The following is a 20,977-nucleotide window of genomic DNA, read 5'->3' as shown; positions in this document are numbered from 1 at the left end:
GGAGACCTGATCCGTGCAACGCATTCTTCAACCCGGCGACATCGAAGCCCTGGATCGCACCCAACTACCGCGCATCCGCCTGCCCCAGCCCACCAGCCTGTTCGCGGACCGCGCCGCGCGCCTGGCGCAAAAGGCCGAGGGCAACCCGATTGGCGACTACCTGCGCTTTCTCGCCCGCCTGGTGCGCGCCCAGCAACAGGCTGCGGGCACGGTGCAAACCGCCACGCCCGACCCTGCGCTGATTGCCCAGGCGCAAGAGCACTCCATGGCGCTGCTGCCCGCGGCCCAGCACATCGACCCGGCCTGGCAAGGCGTGCTCGACCAGTTGCTGGCCGCGCTCGACGGCGCCCCCGAGCTGCCCGAGGCCCTGCGCCCCACGCTGGCCCGGCTGCGTGCCCTGTCTGGCGAAGAGCGTGACGCGCTGGCGCGCCGCGCACTCCTCGGCCTGCTGGGCGACAGCGCCGACCTGGCTGCCGCCCCCATCGTCATGGCGGCGCTACAGGTGGTCTTCGCCGACCGCGCCAGCCGCCTGCAAGAGAGCGACATCCCCTACACCGACCCCGCCACCATTTGCCCGGTGTGCGGCACGGCCCCGGTGGCGAGCGTGCTGCGCATTGGCGGGCGCGAGGCCGGGCTGCGCTACCTGCACTGCGGCTGCTGTGGCACCGAATGGCACATGGTGCGCGTGAAATGCAGCCACTGCGAATCGACCAAAGGCGTGCATTACCAGGGCCTGCAAAGCGAGGGCAGCGACCAGAAGGACGAGGTGGTGCTGGCCGAGACCTGCGACCAATGCCACACCTACCGTAAGATTGCCAACCAGGAAAAAGACCCGCTCGCCGAGCCCCTGGCCGACGACCTCGCCACGCTGCTGCTCGACCTGCTCATGGGCGAAACGCCCTTCGCCCGCGCCAGCATGAACCCGCTGCTGCCGATGGCCGAAGCCGAGGAAAGCCCCGCGCCATGAACACCGCGGCCCGCCTGCCCAGCGTGGACCGCGTGCTCTCCACCCCGCTCGCGCGCGCCCTGTCGGCCGAATACGGCGCATCCTCCACCACCGCCGCCGTGCGCACCGCGCTCGACGCGCTGCGCCCCGCCGCGCTGGCGGGCGAAGCCGCTGCCGCGCAGCTTGCGCCCGAGGCACTGGCCGCACAGGCACAGCAGCACCTGGCCGCACGCTTTGCGCCACGCCTGAAGGCCGTGTTTAACCTCACCGGCACGGTGCTGCACACCAACCTGGGCCGCGCCCTGCTGCCCGATGTCGCCGTGCAGGCGGTGGTGCAGGCGCTCACCACGCCAGCGAATCTGGAATTTGACCTGGCCACCGGCGGACGCGGCGACCGCGACGACCTCATCACCGACCTGCTGCGCGACCTCACTGGCGCGGAAGCCGCCACCGTGGTCAACAACAACGCCGCCGCCGTGCTGCTCACGCTCAACGCGCTGGCGCCGCGCAAGGAAGTCATCGTCTCGCGCGGCGAGCTGGTGGAAATTGGCGGTGCCTTCCGCATCCCCGACATCATGGGCCGCGCCGGAGCCAAGCTGGTCGAGGTGGGCACCACCAACCGCACCCACGCCAAGGATTACGCTGAAGCCATCACCGCGCGCACCGCGCTGCTGATGAAGGTGCACTGCAGCAACTACGCCGTCACTGGCTTCACCAAGAGCGTGCCCGAGGCCGAAGTGGCCCAGATTGCCCACGCCCATGGCCTGCCGCTGGTGACCGACCTCGGGTCCGGCACGCTGGTGGACCTGTCGCAATGGGGCCTGCCGCACGAGCCCACGGTGCGCGACGTGGTGGCCGCCGGGGCCGACGTGGTCACCTTCAGCGGCGACAAGCTGCTGGGCGGCCCGCAGGCCGGGCTGATCGTGGGGCGCAAGGATTTGATCGCCAAGATCAAGAAGAACCCGCTCAAACGCGCGCTGCGCGTGGGCAAGCTCACGCTGGCCGCGCTGGAACCCGTGCTGCGCCTGTACCTGGCGCCCGAGCACCTGCCCGCGCGCCTGACCACGCTGCGCCTGTTCACCCGCCCGCAGGCCGACATCCGTGCCCTGGCCGAGCCATTGCTGGCACCGCTGCAGGCCGCCGTGGGTGCCGCATACGCCGTGCGCACCGCCCCCCTGTTCAGCCAGATCGGCAGCGGCGCCCTGCCCGTGGACACGCTGCCCAGCTACGGCCTGGCCATCGCGCCGACGACGCCCAAGCGCACGGGCCGCGCCCTCGCCGCCCTGGAAGCCGCGCTGCGCAGCCTGCCCCGCCCCGTCATCGGCCACATCGCCAGCGACGCCCTCTGGCTCGATCTGCGCTGCCTGGAGGCGCCTGACCTGCCCGCCTTCACCGCGCAGCTGCCCGCCCTGGCCGATGCACTCAGGCAAAAATAAATAGCAGCCAAATTGACCTCTAGCGCTTTATGGATAAGCGCAAGCAGCTAGCAAATAAATAGCAAACCACCATGATCATCGGCACCGCAGGCCACATTGACCACGGCAAGACTTCGCTGGTGCGCGCACTCACCGGCGTGGAGACCGACCGGCTGCCGGAGGAGAAACGCCGGGGCATCTCCATCGAGCTGGGCTACGCCTACCTGCACCCACCGGGCGGCCCCTCGCTGGGCTTTGTGGACGTGCCGGGCCACGAGCGCTTGCTGCACACCATGCTGGCGGGCGCCACGGGCATCGCCCACGCGCTGCTCATCGTCGCAGCCGACGACGGCGTAATGCCGCAAACGCGCGAGCACCTGGCCGTGGTGGCCCTGCTGGGCGTGACCCAGGGCAGCGTCGCCATCACCAAAATCGACCGCCTCGACCCCGCCACGCGCGCCACGCGGCTGGCCGAAGTGCAGGCCGAAGTGCGGGCACTGCTCGCCCCCACGGCGCTGGCCCAGGCGCCGATGTTTCCTGTCTCTGCCATCACCGGCGAGGGCGTGGAGGCATTGCGCCAGCACCTGCTGGCATGCGCGGCCACTTGCGGCAGCGCCAGCTCGCACGACAGCGCCCGCGCCTTCCGCATGCCGGCAGACCGCGTCTTCACCCTCACCGGCGTGGGCACCGTGGTCACCGGCAGCGTGACCAGCGGCGTCGCCCCGGTGGGCGCCGAGCTGTGCATCGCCCCGCACGGCACGGGGGCGCGCCTGCGCGGAGTGCACGCGCAAAACCAACCCGCCAGCGAAGCCCGCACCGGGCAGCGCTGCGCGCTGGCGCTTGCCGGCGTCGCCAAAGAAGACGTGCACCGTGGCGACTGGGTCTGCGCGCCCTCCATTGCCCTGGCCACCACCCGCATCGACGTGCAGTGCCAGCTCTGGCCCGACGAGCCCAAGGCACTGCGCTCTGGCACGCCCGTGCACGTGCACCTGGGCACCAGCGATGTGACCGGCAGCATCGTGCTGCTCGATAGCGACACGCTGGCGCCGGGCGCCACCGCGCTGGCCCAGCTCGTGCTGCACGGCACTGTGGCCGCATGGCACGGCGACCGGGGCGTGCTGCGCGATGCCTCGGCCACGCGCACGCTGGCCGGTGTGCGCGTGCTCGACCCCTTCGCGCCGCAGCGCTACCGCAAAACCGCCGAACGCCTTGCACAGCTTGCCGCCCAGGCACTGCCTGACCGCGCCACGCGCGTGGCAGCCTTGCTGGCGCATGCGCCGCTGGGCCTGGACCTTGCGCACACCGCCCGCGCCGAAGCCTTGCCTGGCCCCGGCGACCTGCCACTGCCCCCAGACGCCATTCGCCTCGCGGGCGAGGGGCTCGCCATCGCGCCAGCCGCATTGCAGGCGCTGCAAGCGCTGGTGCTGGAGCGGCTACGCGCCTTCCACGCCGCCAGCCCCGAGGAGATCGGCCCCGACGCACGGCGCCTGCGCCGCCTGGCCGCGCCGCGCGCCAGCGACGCGCTGTGGCAGCACGTGGTGGAGGACATGGTGGCGCACCAACTGGTCGTGCGCAGCAGCCACTGGCTGCACCTGCCCGAACACGCCGCGCGCATGAACGCCACCGAAGAGGCGCTGGCCCAGCGTATCCGCCCGCTGCTGCTGGCGGGCGCGTTCGACCCGCCCTGGGTGCGCACCCTGGCGCAAGACCTGGGCGCCGCCGAAGCCCTGGTGCGCCAGACCTTGGCCAGCATGGCGCGGCGCGGCGAAGCCTTTCAGGTGGTCAAAGACCTGTACTATCCACTGCCTACGCTCGAACGTCTGGCCGCCTTGGCGCGCCAGTGCATGGACGCTAGCGATGCCGTGCAGGCAGCGGCCTTTCGCGATGCGACAGGCCTGGGCCGCAAGCGCGCCATCCAGCTGCTGGAGTTTTTTGACCGCGTGGGCTTCACACGGCGCGTGAAGGATGCGCACCTGCTGCGCCCCGGCACGCCGCTGTTCACGGCTCAGGATTGAGTCTTTGGGAAGGGAAGCGTCCCTGGTGGGGCGCCCGGGCTTCAAACCCGGCGGGTTGCGCCACGCGCGGCCGGAGGGTTCGACTCCCTCTCCCTTCCGCCATCGGCCAAACAGTCAATGGGGCGAGGGGCCAAGAAATTTAGAGCCACATCGGCATCAAACCCTTACCCCAAAAGCGCTAGCAGCTATCAAATTAAAAGCACGTCACCCGACGTGCAACTGCGCCGGACCCGCTTCCACGCGCCCCACCACGGCGGCGTGGGCAAAACCTTCCTGCGCGAAGGTGTCCAGCACCTGCTGCACGGTGTCGGACGTACAGGCCACGAGCAGGCCACCAGAGGTCTGCGGGTCGGTCACCAGGTTCTGCGCCGTGGCGGGCAAGCCCGGCGCCAGCACCACGCCCGCGCCGTAGCCGGCCCAGTTGCGGCCGCTGGCGCCAGTGACGAAGCCCTGGGCCGCCAGTTGCTCCACACCGGGCAGCAGAGGCACGCGCGCCCAGTCGATGTGCACCGTCACGCCAGCGCCGCGCGCCATCTCCAGCGCATGGCCGGCCAAGCCGAAGCCCGTCACATCGGTAATGGCGTGCACACCCGGCAGCGCTGCCAGCAGCGGGCCAGGGGTGTTGAGCCGCGTGGTGTTGGCGATCATCTCGCGGTAGTGCGCATCGCCCAACTGCTCCTTCTTCAGCGCTGCCGAATACACACCCACCCCCAGCGGCTTGCCCAGCACCAGCACGTCGCCAGGGCGCGCATCCGCGTTGCGGCGCACGCGATCGGGGTGCACCAACCCCATGGCGACGAGGCCGTAGATGGGCTCGACCGAGTCGATGGTGTGGCCGCCCGCGATGGGGATGCCAGCGGCACGGCACACGTCTTGCCCGCCGCGCACGATGGCGCCAATCACCTCCAACGGGAGCTGGTTCACCGGCATAGCCACCAGCGCCAGCGCCATGATGGGCGTGCCGCCCATGGCGTACACATCAGACAGTGCATTGGTCGCGGCGATGCGCCCGAACTCGTACGGGTCGTCCACGATGGGCATGAAGAAGTCGGTGGTGGCCACCAGCGCCTGCTCATCGTTCAGGCGGTAGACGGCGGCATCGTCCGAGGTCTCGATGCCCACCAGCAACTGCGGCGGCACGAACCCGGCCGCACCGCTAGAGCGCAGGATGTCGGACAGCACGCCCGGTGCAATCTTGCAGCCGCAGCCGCCGCCGTGGGACAAAGAGGTCAGGCGCGGAGAGGGGGTGGTGGCCATGCTCAAGAAGACTTGCTGATGGTGATGGTGGGGAACTTGCTGGAGAAGTCCTTGCCCTGCTGCGCGATCTTGACCGCCACCGCGCGGGCGATGGTCTTGTAGATGCGCGCCACGTCTCCATCAGGCTCGGCAGCCACGGTGGGGCGGCCGCTGTCAGCCTGCTCGCGGATCGACAGGCGCAGCGGCAGCGCGCCAAGGTAGTCCATGCCCTGGCTCTGCGCCATCTTCTTGCCGCCGTCCTGGCCGAAGATATGTTCCACGTGGCCGCACTGGCTGCACACGTGCATGGCCATGTTCTCGACGATGCCCAGGATGGGCACGCTCACCTTCTGGAACATGGTGATGCCCTTCTTGGCATCGAGCAGCGCGATGTCTTGCGGCGTGGTGACGATGACCGCGCCGGTCAGCGGCACCTTCTGCGCCATGGTGAGCTGGATATCGCCGGTGCCCGGAGGCATATCCACCACAAGATAGTCCAGGTCGTCCCAGCGCGTCTGCGTGATGAGCTGCTCCAGCGCCTGGCTGGCCATGGGGCCGCGCCAGATCATGGCCTGCTCGTCCTTGACGAGGAAGCCTATGGAATTGATTTGCAGCCCCATGGCGCGCTTGGGCTCCATCAGCTTGCCATCCAGGCTCTCCACGTCGCCCGAGGTGCCGGTCATCATGGGCTGGCTGGGACCGTAAATGTCGGCATCCAACAGGCCCACGCGCGCACCCTCGGCGGCCAGCGCCAGGGCCAGGTTGACGGCCGTGGTGCTCTTGCCCACGCCGCCCTTGCCCGACGCCACGGCGATGATGTTCTTCACCCCCGGCAGCAACGGCATGCCGCGCTGCACCGCATGGGCCACGACCTTGGTGGCGATGTTGACCGAGACGTTTTCTACGCCCGCCACGCCCTTGGCGGCGCTGATGAACTGGCGGCGCAGCTCGGGCACCAGGCTTTGCGCGGGATAACCCAGCTCGACGTCGAAAGCGACATCGCCGCCGGAGATTTGCACGTTGCGCACTGCGCGCGTAGAGACGAAGTCCTTGCCCGTGTGCGGGTCGCACACGCTGGCGAGCGCCGCCAGCAGGCCTTGTTCAGTGACTGCCATGGTTTCCATCATTCCTTTGGGGGGGGTATCGCGCTAGTCTAGGCCAAGCGCCCCACCCTTCGCCACCGGCGGGCCATCACCGGCCTGCGGGTTTCTCCATGGCCCGGATGCCGCCGCGCGGCGGCACACTCGGTATGCCCAGCAACCGCGCGGCCACGCCAGCACAGCACACACCATGCCCACGCCCCCTTCTCCCTCGCAGCCCATGACCGGTCTGCTGCTTGCCGGCGGCGGTGCACGCGCCGCCTACCAGGTCGGCGTGCTCGAAGCCATTGCGGCGCTGCGCCGCCACTGTGGCGAGGGGCGCGGGCCCAACCCGTTTCCCATCATCACCGGTACCTCGGCGGGTGCTATCAATGGCGCGGCCCTGGCTTGCGGGGCCGACCACTTCGAGCGCGCGGTGCGCCGCATCGCACGCATGTGGAGCCACATCCGCGCGGGCCAGGTGTACCACGCCGATTCGCTGCATGTGATGCAAAGCGGCGCGCGCTGGCTCACGCTGCTGTCGCTGGGCTGGGCGCTGGCACGCTGGAAGCGCACGCGGCCGCATTCGCTGCTGAACAACGCTCCGCTGGAGCGACTGCTGGCGCAGGTGGTGCCGCTGGTGCGCCTGCCGCTGCTGATCCGCCAGGGCCACCTGCACGCGCTGGCCATCACGGCGTCGAGCTACAGCTCGGGCGAACATGTGACCTACTTCGAGGGTGGCCCGCAGGTGACAAGCTGGACGCGCTCGCAGCGCAAGGCGGCGCGCGAGCGCATCACGGCGGAGCACCTGCTGGCCTCGTCGGCCATTCCTTTCATTTTCCCGGCGCAGGCACTGGCGGTGGACGGGCACACCGAGTACTTTGGCGACGGCTCCATGCGCCAGTCGGCCCCGCTGGCGCCCGCCATCCACCTGGGGGCCGAGCGCCTGCTGGTGGTGGGCACGGGGCGCCTGCACGAGCCGCCGCGCCAAGGCCAGCCCGAGCCCACCTACCCCACGCTGGCACAGATCGCGGGGCACGCGCTGTCCAATATCTTCCTGGACGCGCTGGGCGTGGACGTGGAGCGCGCGCAGCGCATCAACCACACGCTGTCGCTGATCCCGCCCGAGGCGCGCGCCCACAGCACCCTGCGCCCCGTAGACGTGCTGATGATCGTGCCCTCGCAGCGCATCGACGACATTGCGGCGCGCCACGTCACCGACCTGCCCGTGACCATGCGCACCATGCTGGGGGCACTGGGCGTGACCTCGCAAGCAGGCGACGTGCGCGGCGCGGCCCTGGTGAGCTACCTGCTGTTCGAGCAGGCCTACACACGCGAACTGATGGACCTGGGCCGCGCCGATACGCTGGCGCGCCGCGCCGAGGTCTGCCGCTTCTTCGGCTGGAACGACCCGGGCACGGCCCTGCCGCCCCCGGCCAACGACGCCGACGGATACGCTTGAGGGCGTACGATGATTTGCAATATCTATTTACACCTGCCGCAAAATACCGCACCGCCATCCGCCAGCCCCTCGTTCCCTTGAAGCCCCGGCCCCACGCCGAGGGCGCGTCTTTGCATACCGCCGCACCGTGAAACCCCTTGCTCCCCTGCCCCCAGCGGCCCCGAGAAACCACCTGCGCACCGCCCTGGCGCTGGCCTGCCTGCTGCATGTCCCGGCATGGGCTGCCGACTCGCTGGCACGCGATGCCGCGATGCTCATGGACCTGTCGCTGCAAGAGCTGATCGCCACGCCGCTCATCACCGCCTCGCGCCAGACCGAGACGCGCGACCAGACACCGGCGCAGGTCATGGTCATCACGCGCGCGCAAATCCGCGAGCGGCGCTACAAGAACCTGGCCGACCTGCTCGCGGACCTGCCCGGCGTGGACATCCAGCGCGGCACCAAGTCGTCGCAATACAACCAGTTCGCGGTGCAAGGCAACGTGGGGCCGAACAAGCTGCTGGTCATGCTCGACGGGGTGCGCATTGGCGCGCCCGCGGGTGGCAACTTCCCGGTGGCCGAGAACCTGGCCCTGTACATGGCCAAGCAGGTCGAGGTGCTCTACGGCCCTGCTGCGGCGCTCTATGGTGCTGATGCAGTAGCCGGGGTGGTGAACATCATTACCGAGGCAGGCACTGGCCCGCAGGGAAGCTGGGCCTCGGTGGGCGCAGGGCGCTTTGGCAGCCAGGAAGCCTCGTTCATGACCGGCATGCGCAACGCCGAAGGCCTGAGCCTGGCCGTGGGAGGGCACTGGCAGCAGTCCGACCGTGCACCGCTTGACCAGTACTATCCGCGCGAGTTCGCCAAGGTACCGGCCATGGTCAACGGCGCCACGGTGGTGCCCGCCGACGCACGCGAGGACTACACCGGCGGCATCGGCAGCCGCAGCCTGTACGCACGCGCCGACTGGGCCGAGCAACTCAGCGTGGGCTTTTTCCGCCACCAATTCACCAGCCTGACCAGCACCGGCGACCCCCCCGCCATGGCACGCTACCTGGACAGCTCACAGTGGCAACCCACCACCGACACGGTGTATGCGCGCCTGCGCTTTACCCCTGCGCCCGACGTGAACGCGCAGTTGCTGATCGACCATGCCCGCCTGGAAGTCGACCCCAAGGCGCGCTACAACAACACCAACAACGCCTACCGCGATGGCTTTTCCTACGCGCTGGGTACGCGCACCGGCATCGAGCAGAGCCTGAGCTGGCGCCTGAGCGGCACCCAGCAGGTGCAGGCCGGGCTGGGCTACCAAAGGTACTCGGCGATCGAGACAGCCTCGCTGCCCGCGCCCTACGACACCAGCAAGCCCGCCGGTGCCCAGGGCCTGTACTACCCCAACACCGACCTGCCGGTGGTGATCCACAGCGCTGACTTCCACAATCTCTCGGCCTATGTACAGGTGCAGTCACAGTGGAGCGAGGGTTTTTCCACCACAGCAGGCCTGCGCATCGACCGCCACAGCGCCTACGGCACCACCAGCAACCCGCGCCTGGGCGCGGTGTGGAAGCCGCTGGAGCGGCATGTCTTCAAGCTGCTGTATGGCGAGGCTTTCCGAGCCCCCTCCCCCGAAGAAAGCCTGAGCGCCTTTGGCTCCTTCAGCGGCGTGCGCGACGGTGCGGGCCGCTACATCGGTACCAATTTCCGCGTGCCCAACTTCGACCTGCAACCTGAGAAGGTGCGCTCCCTCAGCGCGGCGTGGGACTGGCGTCCGGCCACCAACCTGAACCTGGGCGCTCACCTGTACCACAGCCGCATCACCAGCCTGGTGGTCACCCAGGCATCGAACAACGTGACCGCCATTCCCGGCGCCGTCCTGGTCAATCCCGAAACCAAAGGCAACGCCGGGCGTCAAGTGCAAACCGGGCTGGACCTGACGGCACAGTGGCGCTTCCACGCAGGCGGCGCCTGGTCAGGCGAGCTGTGGGGCAGCGCCAGCTGGATACGCGGGCGCATCGACGAGGGCGACGGCGTGGACTGGGCCATCCCCTACGCTGCCAGCCACAAGTTCAAGCTCGGTGCCACGCTGCGCTGGCTGGATCGTGTGAGCATCACGCCCAAGGTGTACTGGACCGGCGCCGTCACCAATGGCCGCAAGAAAGCCCCGGGCGACCCGCTGCTGCCCCTGGGGGCCTGCACCCAGACCATGGTGGCACCAGATCGCTGCACCACACCGGGCTACACCGTCGTGGACCTGCACCTGGGCTGGCACAAGCTGCTGAACGGCAAGGCCACACTGTGGCTCGACATTTACAACCTGTTCGACAAGCGCTACTACGCCGCCGGAGGCTCGGGCAGCCGCACCTTCTGGGATACGCCGCAGCAGCCACGCAGTTGGATGCTGACGCTGGACTACCCGTTCTGACCATGGCCAGCCCCCTGCCGATGGCCCTGCCAGCCCTGCTCGCCCTGCTGCTCATGCTGGCGCCGCTGGCCGCACGCGCCCAGGCTACCGCGGGTGCGGTGTCAGAGTACGCCGTCAAATCCGCACTGCTGTTCAAGCTGCCGCGCTTCGTCTACCTGCCGCGTTTCGAGGGTGGCACCAGCGTCACCCTGTGCGTACTCGGACAGAACCCTTTCGGCGGGGCGCTGGAGAAGCTGGCGCAAACCCCGATCGACGGGCGCGCCGTCCTGGTACGCAAGCCCGCTTCGGCAAGCGAGGCAGGAGAGTGCGACTTCGTCTTTGTCGCTGCCAGTGAAGCCGCGCACCTCAAGGCCACGCTGGACAAGCTCGGTGAGCAACCGGTGGTCACGGTGTCGGACATTGAGGGCTTTGCCAGCGCTGGCGGCATGGTGGAGTTTGCCGTGAACAAGGAGGGTGGCGGTTCTCTGGCCGTGCTCATCAACCGCAAGGCAGCACACGCGCAGTCCGTCAAGTTCAACGCGCAGCTGCTGCGCTTGGCGAGGATCGTCGAATGAAGCTGCTGCACCGCCTGCGCCCGCGCACCATCCGGGGCAAGTTGGCCTGGTTTTTCACCATCGCCATCATCAGCGCGGTGTGTGTTCTCTACGTCGCCATGGTGCTGCTGCAGCAGCGGCTGATCCGCAGCGAATGGAGCGAATCGCTGGGTGCGCAGGCACGGCTGATCGCTACCAACAGCCAGGCAGCGTTTGACTTCCAGGATCGCGCGGAAGCCACACGCCTGCTAGGCGCCGTGGCCGACAACAACCCGGCCATCCTGCGCGCGCGCCTGCTGCGGCGCGGCGAGCGCCAGCCCTTTGCCGAGTTCGCCCGCTTCGACGCTGCGCAATTGGTCATGCCCGAGCCCCCGGCCCAAGGCGCGGGTGTGCACTTCAGCCACGGCCAACACCTGTTGCCTTGGAGCAGCGGCAACAGCCGCCGCGACGATGCGGATCTGAGCCACGGCCACTATCTGGCCGTGTGGGCGCCCATTCCGGGCAGCGACGGGGGCGCCGCCATCGAACTCGTGGCCTCGCTCGACGCCATGCACGACGCCATCGACCACATGGCGCTGGAAACCGGCGCCAGCCTGCTGGCGCTGCTGGTGGCGCTGCTGTGGCTCTCTGCCCGGGCCGCACGGCGCATGGCCACGCCGCTGCAGGACCTGAACCAGCTCATGGCACGCATCAGCGACGACCCGGCGCTGGCCGAGCGCGCCGATACGCGCGGCGAGGACGAACTGGCGCAACTGGGCCGCAGCCTGAACCAGATGATCGACCGGCTGCAGGCGCGCGACCGCGAGCTGGCGCACTACCGCCAGGGACTGGAGCACCTGGTAGAGCAGCGCACGCACGCACTGCTGGAGGCCACCGAGCAGGCGCACCAGGCCAGCCGCGCCAAGTCCGACTTCCTGGCGCGCATGAGCCACGAAATCCGCACGCCCATGAATGCCATCGTCGGCCTGGGCAAGCTGCTGCTCAAGACCAACCTGACGGCGCAACAGCGCGACTACCAGGAGAAGGTGCTGGCAGCGTCGGACATGCTGCTGGGCCTGATCAACGACATCCTCGACTACTCGCGCATCGAGGCCGGCAAACTGCAGATTGAGACCATCGCCTTCGACCTGGAGCAGGTGCTACGCAGCGTCTCCAGCCAAGTGGCGCTGCGCGCGCAGGAGCGCGGGCTGGAGCTGCTGTTCCGCATCGCGCCAGACGTGCCGCGGCACCTCACCGGCGACCCGCTGCGGCTTGGCCAGGTGCTGGTCAATCTGGCCAACAACGCTGTGAAGTTCACCGAATCCGGCGAGATCGTGGTGCAGGCAACACTGCGCGGGCGCCACGCGGGCAAGGCGGAGCTGGAGTTTTCCGTGCGCGACACCGGCATGGGCATTCCGCCCGAGCGCTTGGCCGAGCTGTTCTCGCCCTTCATGCAAGTGGACGGCAGCATCACCCGGCGCTTTGGCGGCAGCGGCCTGGGCCTGGCCATCTGCCGCCAGCTGGTGGAGCTGATGGGCGGGCGCATCGAAGTGCAAAGCCAAGTCGGCACGGGCAGCACGTTCTCCTTCACCGTACCGCTGGGCTTGCCAACGCAGGACGCGGCAGACGGCGCGCCCTGCGCACACGATACGGCCGCACGCGGTTACTCCAGCATGCTGCGCGGGCGGCGCGTGCTGGTGATAGACGACAACGCCAGCGCGCGCGAGATTCTCTGCGCCATGCTGGAGCAGTTCGGCATGCGCGCCGAGGCCGCAGAAGGAGGCGAGCCCGGTATGCAACGCCTGCAGCATGCGGCAGCAACCGGCGAGCCGTACCAGCTCGTGCTGCTTGACTGGCTCATGCCCGGCATGAACGGCATCGAGACGGCACGCCACATCAACGCCGCGCACCTGCAAGGGGGCGTGCCCGCGGTACTCATGGTCACCGCAGGCAGCTACGAAAAACTCTCGGACCAAGTGGCCAGCGTGGGGCTGGAGCACGTTCTGACCAAGCCAGTGAGCGAATCGGCACTGCACGATGCCATGCTCGAAGCGCTGCTGGGCAACGGGGCCATCGACCTGCCCGCACACCGGGTGCCGCAGCGCCCGGGCTCCGCCGTACACGACTTTGGCGCCATTGCCGGCGCGCGCATCCTGCTGGTCGATGACGTGGAACTCAACCGCACCGTGGCCCTGGCCTTCCTCGCCGACACCGGCGTGCACGTGGACGTGGCGACGCATGGCCGCGAGGCGCTGGAGATGGCGCGCGCCCGGCCCTACGACCTGGTGCTGATGGACATCCAGATGCCCGAGATGGACGGCCTGACGGCCACGCGCGAGATCCGCAAGGAGGCGCGCCTGCGCACGCTGCCCATCGTCGCCATGACCGCACACGCCATGACGGGCGATCGCGAGCGCAGCCTGGAGGCAGGCATGAACGACCACCTGACCAAGCCCATCGACCCCGAAGCGCTCTACACCGCGCTGCTGCGCTGGATCCGGCCGCGCCACCAGGACACGACAGCACCTCGCCCTGCGCCCGCTGCCGGTGCATCCACGGACGATGCGCCCATCCCGCCGCTGGACGGCATCGACACCGTGCGCGGCCTGGCACAGAGCCTGGGGCGGCCTGCACTGTACCGGCGCATCCTGGGCAACTTCACCAAGGAGTTCGGCGCCAGCACCCAAGCCATCGGCGCAGCCCAGGCGGCGCAAGACTGGCCACTGGCGCGCCGCCTGGCGCACTCGCTCAAGTCAGGCGCTGCCACCATTGGCGCCGGGCAACTGGCGCAGCAGGCCAAGGCGCTGGAGCACGGCTACGCCGAGTCGCAACCTGCCAGCGAGGCCGATCTGGCCGCCACGCATGCCGAGCTTCAGCGCGTGTGCGCCCTGCTGGCGCCGCTGCTGCCCACCACACCCACCGCCCCCGGCAACGCCCCGGTGCACGACTGCGGCGCGCTTTTCGAGCGTCTGCAAACCCTGCTGGAAAACGACGATGCCGCCGCACTGCGCGTCATCGAGGCACTCGAACAGGCACCCGCCCCCCACCCCGCTTGGCGCGCGCAGCTGACGGCGCTGCGCGAGCTGGTGGAAGACGTGGAATACGAAGACGCGCTGGCAGCCTTGCCTGCGCTACGCGCCCTCATGGAGCAGCGGCCATGAACCCCCAGTTCAACGAATCCACCCTGCTTGTCGTCGACGACGAGAAGCAAAACCGCCTGTTGCTCACCGAACTGTTCGAGGGCGAGTACAAGGTCATCCAGGCCAAGAACGGTCTCCAGGCACTGGAGCGTGCGCGCAGCCACGCGCCCGACCTGATCCTGCTCGACGTGCTCATGCCCGAGATGGACGGCATGGCCACCATCCGCGCCCTCAAGCGCGAGGACGCCACGCGCAACATCCCGGTCATTTTCATCACCGCGCTCGACTCGCCGACCGACGAGGAGCAGGGCCTGAACCTGGGCGCGGTGGACTACATCGCCAAGCCCTTCCATCCCTCAATCGTGCGCGTGCGCGTGCGCAACCACCTGCAAATCGTGCACCAGCGCCGCCTGCTCGAGCAGCTCGCCGCGCTCGACGGGCTCACCGGCATCCCCAACCGGCGCCGCTTCGACGAGTCCTACGCGCTGGAGTGGCGGCGCTGCCAGCGCGCCGGCCAGCCGCTGTCGCTGGTCGTGGCCGACGTGGACCACTTCAAGGCCTACAACGACACCCTGGGCCACGCCGCCGGCGACCGCGTGCTGCAGGAAGTCGCCGCCGTGCTGCGCCAGTGCGCGCGCCGCCCTGGCGACCTGGCCGCGCGCTACGGCGGCGAGGAGTTCGTGCTGCTGCTGCCCGAGACTGGCGCGCAGGAAGCACAGATGCTTGCCGAGGAGCTGCGCGCCAAGCTGGAAGCACGCGGGCTGACGCACCCAGCCTCGCCCGTAGGGGCCAGCGTGACCCTGAGCATCGGCGGTGCCAGCAGCACGCCCATGCAGGCCGAGGCCGACCCGGCCTTCTTCCCCCTGGCCGACGCGGCCCTCTACCAGGCCAAGGCCAGCGGCCGCAACTGCGTGCGCTGGGCGGCGGCCTAAAATCGCTGGTTCGCCTTCTTCTTCCCAGGCCACCTCCATGTCCCAACGCAAGCTCTTCGTCACCACCGCGCTGCCCTACGCCAACGGCAATTTCCACATCGGCCACATCATGGAATACATCCAGGCCGACACCTGGGTGCGCTACCAACGGATGCAGGGCCACGCGGTGAACTTCGTCGGCGCCGACGACGCGCACGGCGCGCCGATCATGATCGCCGCCGAGAAGGCCGGCAAGACGCCCCAGCAGTTCGTGGCCGATATCGCCGCGGGCCGCAAGCAGTACCTCGACGGCTTCCACATCGCCTTCGACAACTGGAGCAACACCGACAGCCGGGAAAACCACGAACTGTCGCAGCAGATCTACCTGGATCTGAAGAAGGCCGGCTTCATCGAGACCCGCACCATCGAACAGTTCTTCGACCCCGAGAAGAGCATGTTCCTGCCCGACCGCTTCATCAAGGGCGAATGCCCACGCTGCCACGCCAAGGACCAGTACGGTGACAACTGCGAGGTCTGCAGCTCGGTCTACGCGCCCACCGACCTCATCAACCCCTACTCCGCGCTGTCGGGCACCAAGCCAGTGCTCAAGACCTCAGAGCACTTCTTCTTCAAGCTCTCCGACCCGCGTGCCGTGGAATTCCTCACGGAGTGGACGCAAAACGGCGTCCACGTGCAGCCCGAGGTCGCCAGCAAGATCAAGGAATGGTTCGGCACACGTACGAACCCCGACGGCAGCACCAGCACCGGCCTGGACGATTGGGACATCAGCCGCGACGCACCCTACTTCGGCATCGAGATCCCGGACGCGCCGGGCAAATACTTTTACGTCTGGCTCGACGCGCCCGTGGGCTATCTGGCCTCGCTGAAGAACCTGTTGAACCGGCGCGGCGAAGACTACGACGCCTATATGGCCGACCCGCAGTTGGAGCAGTACCACTTCATTGGCAAGGACATCATCACCTTCCACACGCTGTTCTGGCCTGCCATGCTCAAGTTCAGCGGCCGCAAGACGCCGACGAAGATCTGCGTGCACGGTTTTCTCACGGTGAACAACGGCGAGAAGATGAGCAAGAGCCGCGGCACCGGGCTGGATCCGCTCAAGTACCTGGCGCTGAAGATGAACCCCGAGTGGCTGCGCTACTACCTGGGCGCCAAGCTCAACGGCAAGAACGAAGACATCGACTTCACCGCAGAGGACTTCATGCTGCGCGTGAACTCGGACCTGATCGGCAAGTACGTGAACATTGCCAGCCGTGCCGCGGGCTTCCTCGCCAAGCGCTTCGGCGGCCAGCTCGGCGCACCGGGTGCCGACGGCCAGGCGCTGCTGCAACAGCTGCGCGCGCAGGCCGACGCCATCGCCCAGGCCTACGAGGCCCGCGACACCGCCCGCGCCGCACGCGAAGCCATGTTGCTGTGCGACCGGGTGAACGCCTACGTGGACGCCAACAAGCCCTGGGAACTCGCCAAGCAGGAGGGGCAGGACGCGCGCCTGCAGGACGTGTGCAGCACCTGCATCGAGGCCTTCCGCCTGCTCACCATCTACCTCAAGCCCATGCTGCCCGCCGTAGCCACCCAGGTGGAGGCCTTCTTGCAGGTGCCGCCGCTCACCTTTGCCGATGCCCAGACGCTGCTCGGCGCGGGCCACGCTATCGGCACCTACCAGCACCTGATGCAGCGCGTGGACGCCAAGCAGCTCGAAGCACTGTTCGAGCCCCCGGCAGCACCGGCCGCCGAGACCGTGCAGCCGGGCGGCGAAGACATCGCCCCGACGATTTCCATCGACGACTTCGCCAAGATCGACCTGCGCATTGCAAAGATCGTCGAGTGCAAGCCCGTCGAAGGCTCCACCAAACTGCTGCAACTGACGCTGGACGTGGGCGAGGGGAAAACGCGCAACGTCTTCTCCGGCATCGCCAGCATGTACCAGCCCGCGCAATTGCAGGGCAAGCTGACCGTGGTGGTTGCTAACCTGGCGCCGCGCAAGATGAAGTTCGGCATCAGCGAAGGCATGGTGCTGGCCGCCAGCCACGCCGACGAAAAGGCGCACCCCGGCATCTACGTGCTGGAGCCGTTCCCGGGCGCGCAGCCGGGCATGCGCATTCACTGAACGGCCTAGCAACCTATGCCGATTTACCGCTGCAACAAATGTGGCTTCGTCAGCGAGGACGCGCAGACACCCGTCGGCGCCCAGGCTGCTTGTGGGCGCTGTGGCACGCTAAGCACGGTCTATGGCACCGTGTTCTTCGTCGAGGAGCTGGTCAAGCGGTTGGCGTCAGCAACGCGCGAACTTAACGCGGTCAAACAGGCCGTAGTGAGCGCACCGCCGCCTACCGAGCCCCAGCCTGCGCGCACCGACAGCCTAGCAAGCGTCGGGCAGCATGCGGCACTTCAGCAGTGGTTCACAGCGCAGAAGATCGAGGCGCAGATCGACCCCGCGAACGTCGACACCAGCGGCTTCTTCGATGATGCTGCGCTGCGGCTGGGCGACAACTACGCACTGTTCGGCGAGCTTATCGACCGCCTGCGCTATGCCTACCGCAAGAGCCATGGCTGGGTGAACCTGGAACTGGCGCGCCTGCCGCAGAAGGATGCTCAGGCCGTCAACCAGCTGTGCCGCAACCTGTACGAGCACACTTTCTTCGCGCGCTACCACTACCAGAAACCCGAGAAGATCGTGCGCCTGACGCTGCAGACGGCCCCGGCCATCCGCCAGTTCTTCGACGGAGGCTGGCTGGAGTGGTACGCATTGGTCTGCCTGCTAGAGCACGCGCGCGGCCGTGGTGCCGGTTTCTCGTGCGCGCGTGGCGTCAAGGTCGTTTTTCCAAACGAAGACTTGCACGAACTGGATGTGGTCTGCCTGCCTGAAGGACAACCACCCATCTGCATCGAATGCAAGAGCGGCGAATTCCGCCGCGACATCGACAAATACCTGCGCCTGCGCAAGCGTCTGAACATAGACCGTGGCCGCTTCCTAATCCTGTCCACCGATCTCACGCAGGAACAGGCGGCAGGCCTGAGCGCCATGTACGACCTGAGCTTCGTGAGCCTGCAAACCCTCAGGGAGCACTTGCAGCGGTTGCTGTGAAGCTGGCTGACAGGTCCAGCAGAAAATTTCAATAAAAACCGGCCCTAGCGCTTACCCAGAAAGCGCTAATAGCTCTCTTTTCAGGAGCACTCAGCACCCCGGCCGTGACTGCGCATAGCACCCCGGCGTCAGCGCATGGTGTGCCTTGAAAGCGCGCTGCAAGTGGGCCTGATCGGCAAAGCCCATGGCATGTGCCGCTTCGGCCAAGGCCGTTCCCTGGGCCAGCAGGCGGCGCGCGCCGTTCAGGCGCAGGTTTAGCCGGTACACCCCGGGGGTCACACCCGTTGCCGCCTTGAAGCAGCGGATGAAGCGCGGCGCGCTCATGCCACAGGCCTGGGCCAGCGCCTGCACGCTGGGCGCGGCTTCGGGCTGCGCATGCAGGCAGCGCAAGGCCACGGCTACCGCTGTGGCCTGGGGCGCAGCCTGCGTGGGCTGTGCAGGCTCGGCGAAGCGCTGCACACAGTGCAGCAGCGCCGCGGTGAACGCCGTGGCACCGGCTTCGTCCAGCGGCTGGCACAGCCGGTGCACGGTCTGCGCAGCCGCGGCATCATGCCGCGCGCGGGCGGGAAAGCGCAGTGCCTGCACCCCCAGTTGCGCGCACAGCCAGTCGGCCTGCACAAAAAGCATGCGGTATGCCCACGGCGCGCCATCCTCCGGGTTGCAGGCGTGCCAGACGCCGGGCTCAATCAGCACCACGCTGCCAGCCTCCACCCGCTCGGGGCCACCGGCATGGTGGAACACTGCCGCCCCCGCATCAACGATGCCGATGGAGTACTCCGCATGCATGTGCAGGCGGTAGCAGTGGGGCGCGGCGCGGCTCTCGCGCAGCTCCACCCACGGGGCTGCGGGATGGCGGTGGAAGGTGGTGGCGGTCATGGCACGATCGATCATGCCAGCATGCCCAGCACGCTTGCCACCAGCAGCAGCGCCAGCGCCCGCTGGAACAACCGCTGCCGCGCGCCCGTGCCCAGCCAGCGCACCAGCACCCGGCCCACCACGGCCCAGCACCCCACGCCCAGCAGGCAGGCCGCCAGCGACACCGTGCAGTACCACGCCAGCGCCGCGCCGCTGCCCTCGCCCTGGGGCAACACGAACAGGCCCACGCCGGACAGCGCGACCAGCCAGGCTTTAGGGTTGAGAACCTGCACGGTGGCCCCTTGGGCGAAGGCGCGCCACGGCGGCACCGCCTGCGCCGCCTGGAGCGCACAGCCCTCCACCGGCGCGCGCGCCAGCTGCCACGCCAGCCACAGCAGATAAGCAGCGCACAGCCACTGCGCTAGCGGCGCCAAGCCAGGCAGGCCGTCCACCAGCCACTGCGCGCCCTGCCCCATGCACCAGACCACCGCCGCGTAGCTGGCGCTGGCTCCCAGCACGTACCCCAGGGCCACGCGCCGGCGCGCCTGGCTGCCGTGGCGCAGCGCCAGTACGTTGACGGGCCCGGGGGTGATGGCACCCACGAGGGAAAAGCCGGCCATCGCCAGCAGCAAAGAGAACAAGGACGTCATGGCCCACGCAGTCTGGCGCGCCACGGCGGTACTGTATTGAACACAATTGCACGGTGCGTGCGCCGCGGGGCGCACTCACCAGCCCAGGGCACGCAGCGCCCGGCGCCGCAGCAGCGTGGCATGGGCCAGCGCCGCGAACACGATGGCATTGCCCAACACATACAAGCCCACCGGCCATTCCGATGGCACGCCCCTGTGCCGCAACCACACCGCGAGCAGCGCCAGTCCACCCAGCGCCGCGGCCACGAGCCACACGGGCCAGGGCATGCGCGGCGTGGCCACGCTGCCATGGGACACAAAACGCCCCAGTGCCCAGTGGCGCGCCTGTTTCAGCGTGGCACGCCATGCCGGAGGATGCGCCTGGTGCGGTGGTTTGTGCTGCTGCAAAGCACCCCATAGCAAGGCCACCATGCCCAGGACAAACGGCAGCGCAAGCCACCACCCCCGGTGCGGTCCGGCCCCGCGCACTTCCCCCAGCACCTGCATGCCCCACTGCATGCTGACCAGCCCCCACACGCTGAAGCTGTTCCAGACTTCCGCAGCGTGCGCCTGTGCAGAGGGAATCCAGTCGAGTCTGCCCCTGCATGCGGGACAGCAATGCGCCATCGTCTGCATGCGCCACCACGGCGCGGGGTCGGGCTGGAGCCGCACGGATGCCACGTCGAAGCCGAACCCGCACTGTGCACAGGTGTGCAGCGCGGGTTGCTGTGCACGCTCGGGCGCGCGCCAACGGTTGCCCCACGGTGTGCTGAACTCCGGCTCGCAGTGCGCACAGACCGTATAGGCATCGGCCAGCGGCTGCGCGCAGTTCTCGCAGCGCCAGCGCACGGTGTGCGGCGTAGGGCCGGGTTGTGTCGGGTGTTGCATCCTGTCCTCCCGGGCACGGAGTGTAGAGGCCGGGGTGCCCCGCGCCGCAGGCAAGCCAGACAGGACTCCTGTTTTGATAGCTTCCAGCGCTTTGTGCATAAGGGATGGAAGCCAATTCATCTGGAATTTTGTGTGCGTTCTCCTGGGATTTTCTGAAGAAACTGAAAATCATTCTCATTTGAGATTAAGATTCACCCCACGCTGCAACGCGTACCGTTGCGGCAAGGTTCTCATCGTGGGGTCGTCAATAGGGTGCTCACTCCAGCCTATTGACCACTTTTTTGCCAGCCACTGGTTCGCCACCAGCCACGCACTTTTTCACGATGCCGCCGGCCATGCCTGCCGGTGCGGGGGCCACCCTTTTCGCAAGCCCACCTGGCAG

Annotated in this window: 15 protein-coding genes and 1 tRNA gene; 11 read left to right on the top strand and 5 right to left on the bottom strand. The window is 68.3% G+C overall.

Annotation, left to right across the window (positions count from 1 at the left end; genetic code table 11):
- Positions 1 to 13: 13 nt before the first annotated feature.
- From fdhE to BN2503_RS11355, 4 genes are all read left to right on the top strand, one after another.
- Positions 14 to 967: a formate dehydrogenase accessory protein FdhE gene (fdhE, locus tag BN2503_RS11370; RefSeq protein ID WP_054256777.1), complete on the top strand. Its 954-nt coding sequence runs from the start codon at positions 14 to 16 to the stop codon at positions 965 to 967.
- Positions 964 to 2,382: an L-seryl-tRNA(Sec) selenium transferase gene (gene selA, locus BN2503_RS11365; RefSeq protein WP_054256776.1), complete on the top strand. Its 1,419-nt coding sequence runs from the start codon at positions 964 to 966 to the stop codon at positions 2,380 to 2,382. The genes fdhE and selA overlap by 4 nt, the downstream gene beginning before the upstream one ends.
- A 71-nt stretch (positions 2,383 to 2,453) precedes the next feature.
- Positions 2,454 to 4,376 carry a selenocysteine-specific translation elongation factor gene (selB, locus tag BN2503_RS11360; RefSeq protein WP_054256775.1) on the top strand — a complete coding sequence of 641 codons (1,923 nt, stop codon included), beginning with the start codon at positions 2,454 to 2,456 and terminating at the stop codon, positions 4,374 to 4,376.
- 7 nt (positions 4,377 to 4,383) lie between these two features.
- Positions 4,384 to 4,478: transfer RNA gene (locus tag BN2503_RS11355), tRNA-Sec, on the top strand.
- A 102-nt stretch (positions 4,479 to 4,580) separates the two neighbouring features.
- Here BN2503_RS11355 and selD read toward each other — a convergent pair.
- Positions 4,581 to 5,633, bottom strand: coding sequence for a selenide, water dikinase SelD (gene selD, locus BN2503_RS11350; protein WP_082366568.1), 1,053 nt, complete (start codon positions 5,631 to 5,633; stop codon positions 4,581 to 4,583).
- Between the two features lie 2 nt (positions 5,634 to 5,635).
- Positions 5,636 to 6,727, bottom strand: a complete 1,092-nt coding sequence (gene apbC / locus BN2503_RS11345; protein WP_054256789.1) for an iron-sulfur cluster carrier protein ApbC — start codon at positions 6,725 to 6,727, stop codon at positions 5,636 to 5,638.
- Between the two features lie 175 nt (positions 6,728 to 6,902).
- Between apbC and BN2503_RS11340 the strand changes: the two genes are divergently transcribed.
- From BN2503_RS11340 to BN2503_RS11310, 7 genes are all read left to right on the top strand, one after another.
- Positions 6,903 to 8,153 carry a patatin-like phospholipase family protein gene (locus BN2503_RS11340; RefSeq protein WP_054256773.1) on the top strand — a complete coding sequence of 417 codons (1,251 nt, stop codon included), beginning with the start codon at positions 6,903 to 6,905 and terminating at the stop codon, positions 8,151 to 8,153.
- A gap of 127 nt (positions 8,154 to 8,280) precedes the next feature.
- A complete protein-coding gene (locus tag BN2503_RS11335; protein WP_199445252.1) occupies positions 8,281 to 10,554 on the top strand; it encodes a TonB-dependent receptor plug domain-containing protein in 2,274 nt (757 codons plus the stop codon).
- A gap of 2 nt (positions 10,555 to 10,556) precedes the next feature.
- A complete protein-coding gene (locus BN2503_RS11330) occupies positions 10,557 to 11,108 on the top strand; it encodes a YfiR family protein (RefSeq protein ID WP_054256772.1) in 552 nt (183 codons plus the stop codon).
- Positions 11,105 to 14,227, top strand: coding sequence for a hybrid sensor histidine kinase/response regulator (locus BN2503_RS11325; RefSeq protein ID WP_054256771.1), 3,123 nt, complete (start codon positions 11,105 to 11,107; stop codon positions 14,225 to 14,227). The genes BN2503_RS11330 and BN2503_RS11325 overlap by 4 nt, the downstream gene beginning before the upstream one ends.
- Entirely contained in the window at positions 14,224 to 15,138 is a 915-nt protein-coding gene (locus tag BN2503_RS11320) for a diguanylate cyclase domain-containing protein (protein WP_054256770.1), read from the top strand. The genes BN2503_RS11325 and BN2503_RS11320 overlap by 4 nt, the downstream gene beginning before the upstream one ends.
- A gap of 37 nt (positions 15,139 to 15,175) precedes the next feature.
- On the top strand, positions 15,176 to 17,245 hold the full coding sequence (metG, locus tag BN2503_RS11315; RefSeq protein ID WP_054256769.1) for a methionine--tRNA ligase: 2,070 nt from the start codon (positions 15,176 to 15,178) through the stop codon (positions 17,243 to 17,245).
- A gap of 15 nt (positions 17,246 to 17,260) precedes the next feature.
- Entirely contained in the window at positions 17,261 to 18,223 is a 963-nt protein-coding gene (locus BN2503_RS11310; RefSeq protein ID WP_054256768.1) for a PDDEXK family nuclease, read from the top strand.
- 90 nt (positions 18,224 to 18,313) lie between these two features.
- On the opposite strand, the gene BN2503_RS11305 is transcribed toward BN2503_RS11310, so the two are convergent.
- From BN2503_RS11305 to BN2503_RS11295, 3 genes are all read right to left on the bottom strand, one after another.
- The gene (locus BN2503_RS11305; RefSeq protein WP_054256787.1) at positions 18,314 to 19,099 is read right to left on the bottom strand and encodes a helix-turn-helix domain-containing protein; all 786 of its coding nucleotides are present in this window, start codon (positions 19,097 to 19,099) and stop codon (positions 18,314 to 18,316) included.
- Positions 19,100 to 19,110: 11 nt separating this feature from the next.
- Positions 19,111 to 19,719: a LysE family translocator gene (locus BN2503_RS11300; RefSeq protein WP_054256786.1), complete on the bottom strand. Its 609-nt coding sequence runs from the start codon at positions 19,717 to 19,719 to the stop codon at positions 19,111 to 19,113.
- Between the two features lie 84 nt (positions 19,720 to 19,803).
- Positions 19,804 to 20,595 carry a hypothetical protein gene (locus tag BN2503_RS11295; protein ID WP_139235462.1) on the bottom strand — a complete coding sequence of 264 codons (792 nt, stop codon included), beginning with the start codon at positions 20,593 to 20,595 and terminating at the stop codon, positions 19,804 to 19,806.
- Between the last annotated feature and the right edge of the window lie 382 nt (positions 20,596 to 20,977).

The sequence above is a fragment of the Paenacidovorax caeni genome (assembly GCF_001298675.1).
GTDB classification, from domain to species: domain Bacteria; phylum Pseudomonadota; class Gammaproteobacteria; order Burkholderiales; family Burkholderiaceae_C; genus Paenacidovorax; species Paenacidovorax caeni.
The sequence above is the reverse complement of the archived record's forward strand: the minus strand, read 5'-3'. Positions and strand labels throughout refer to the sequence as shown.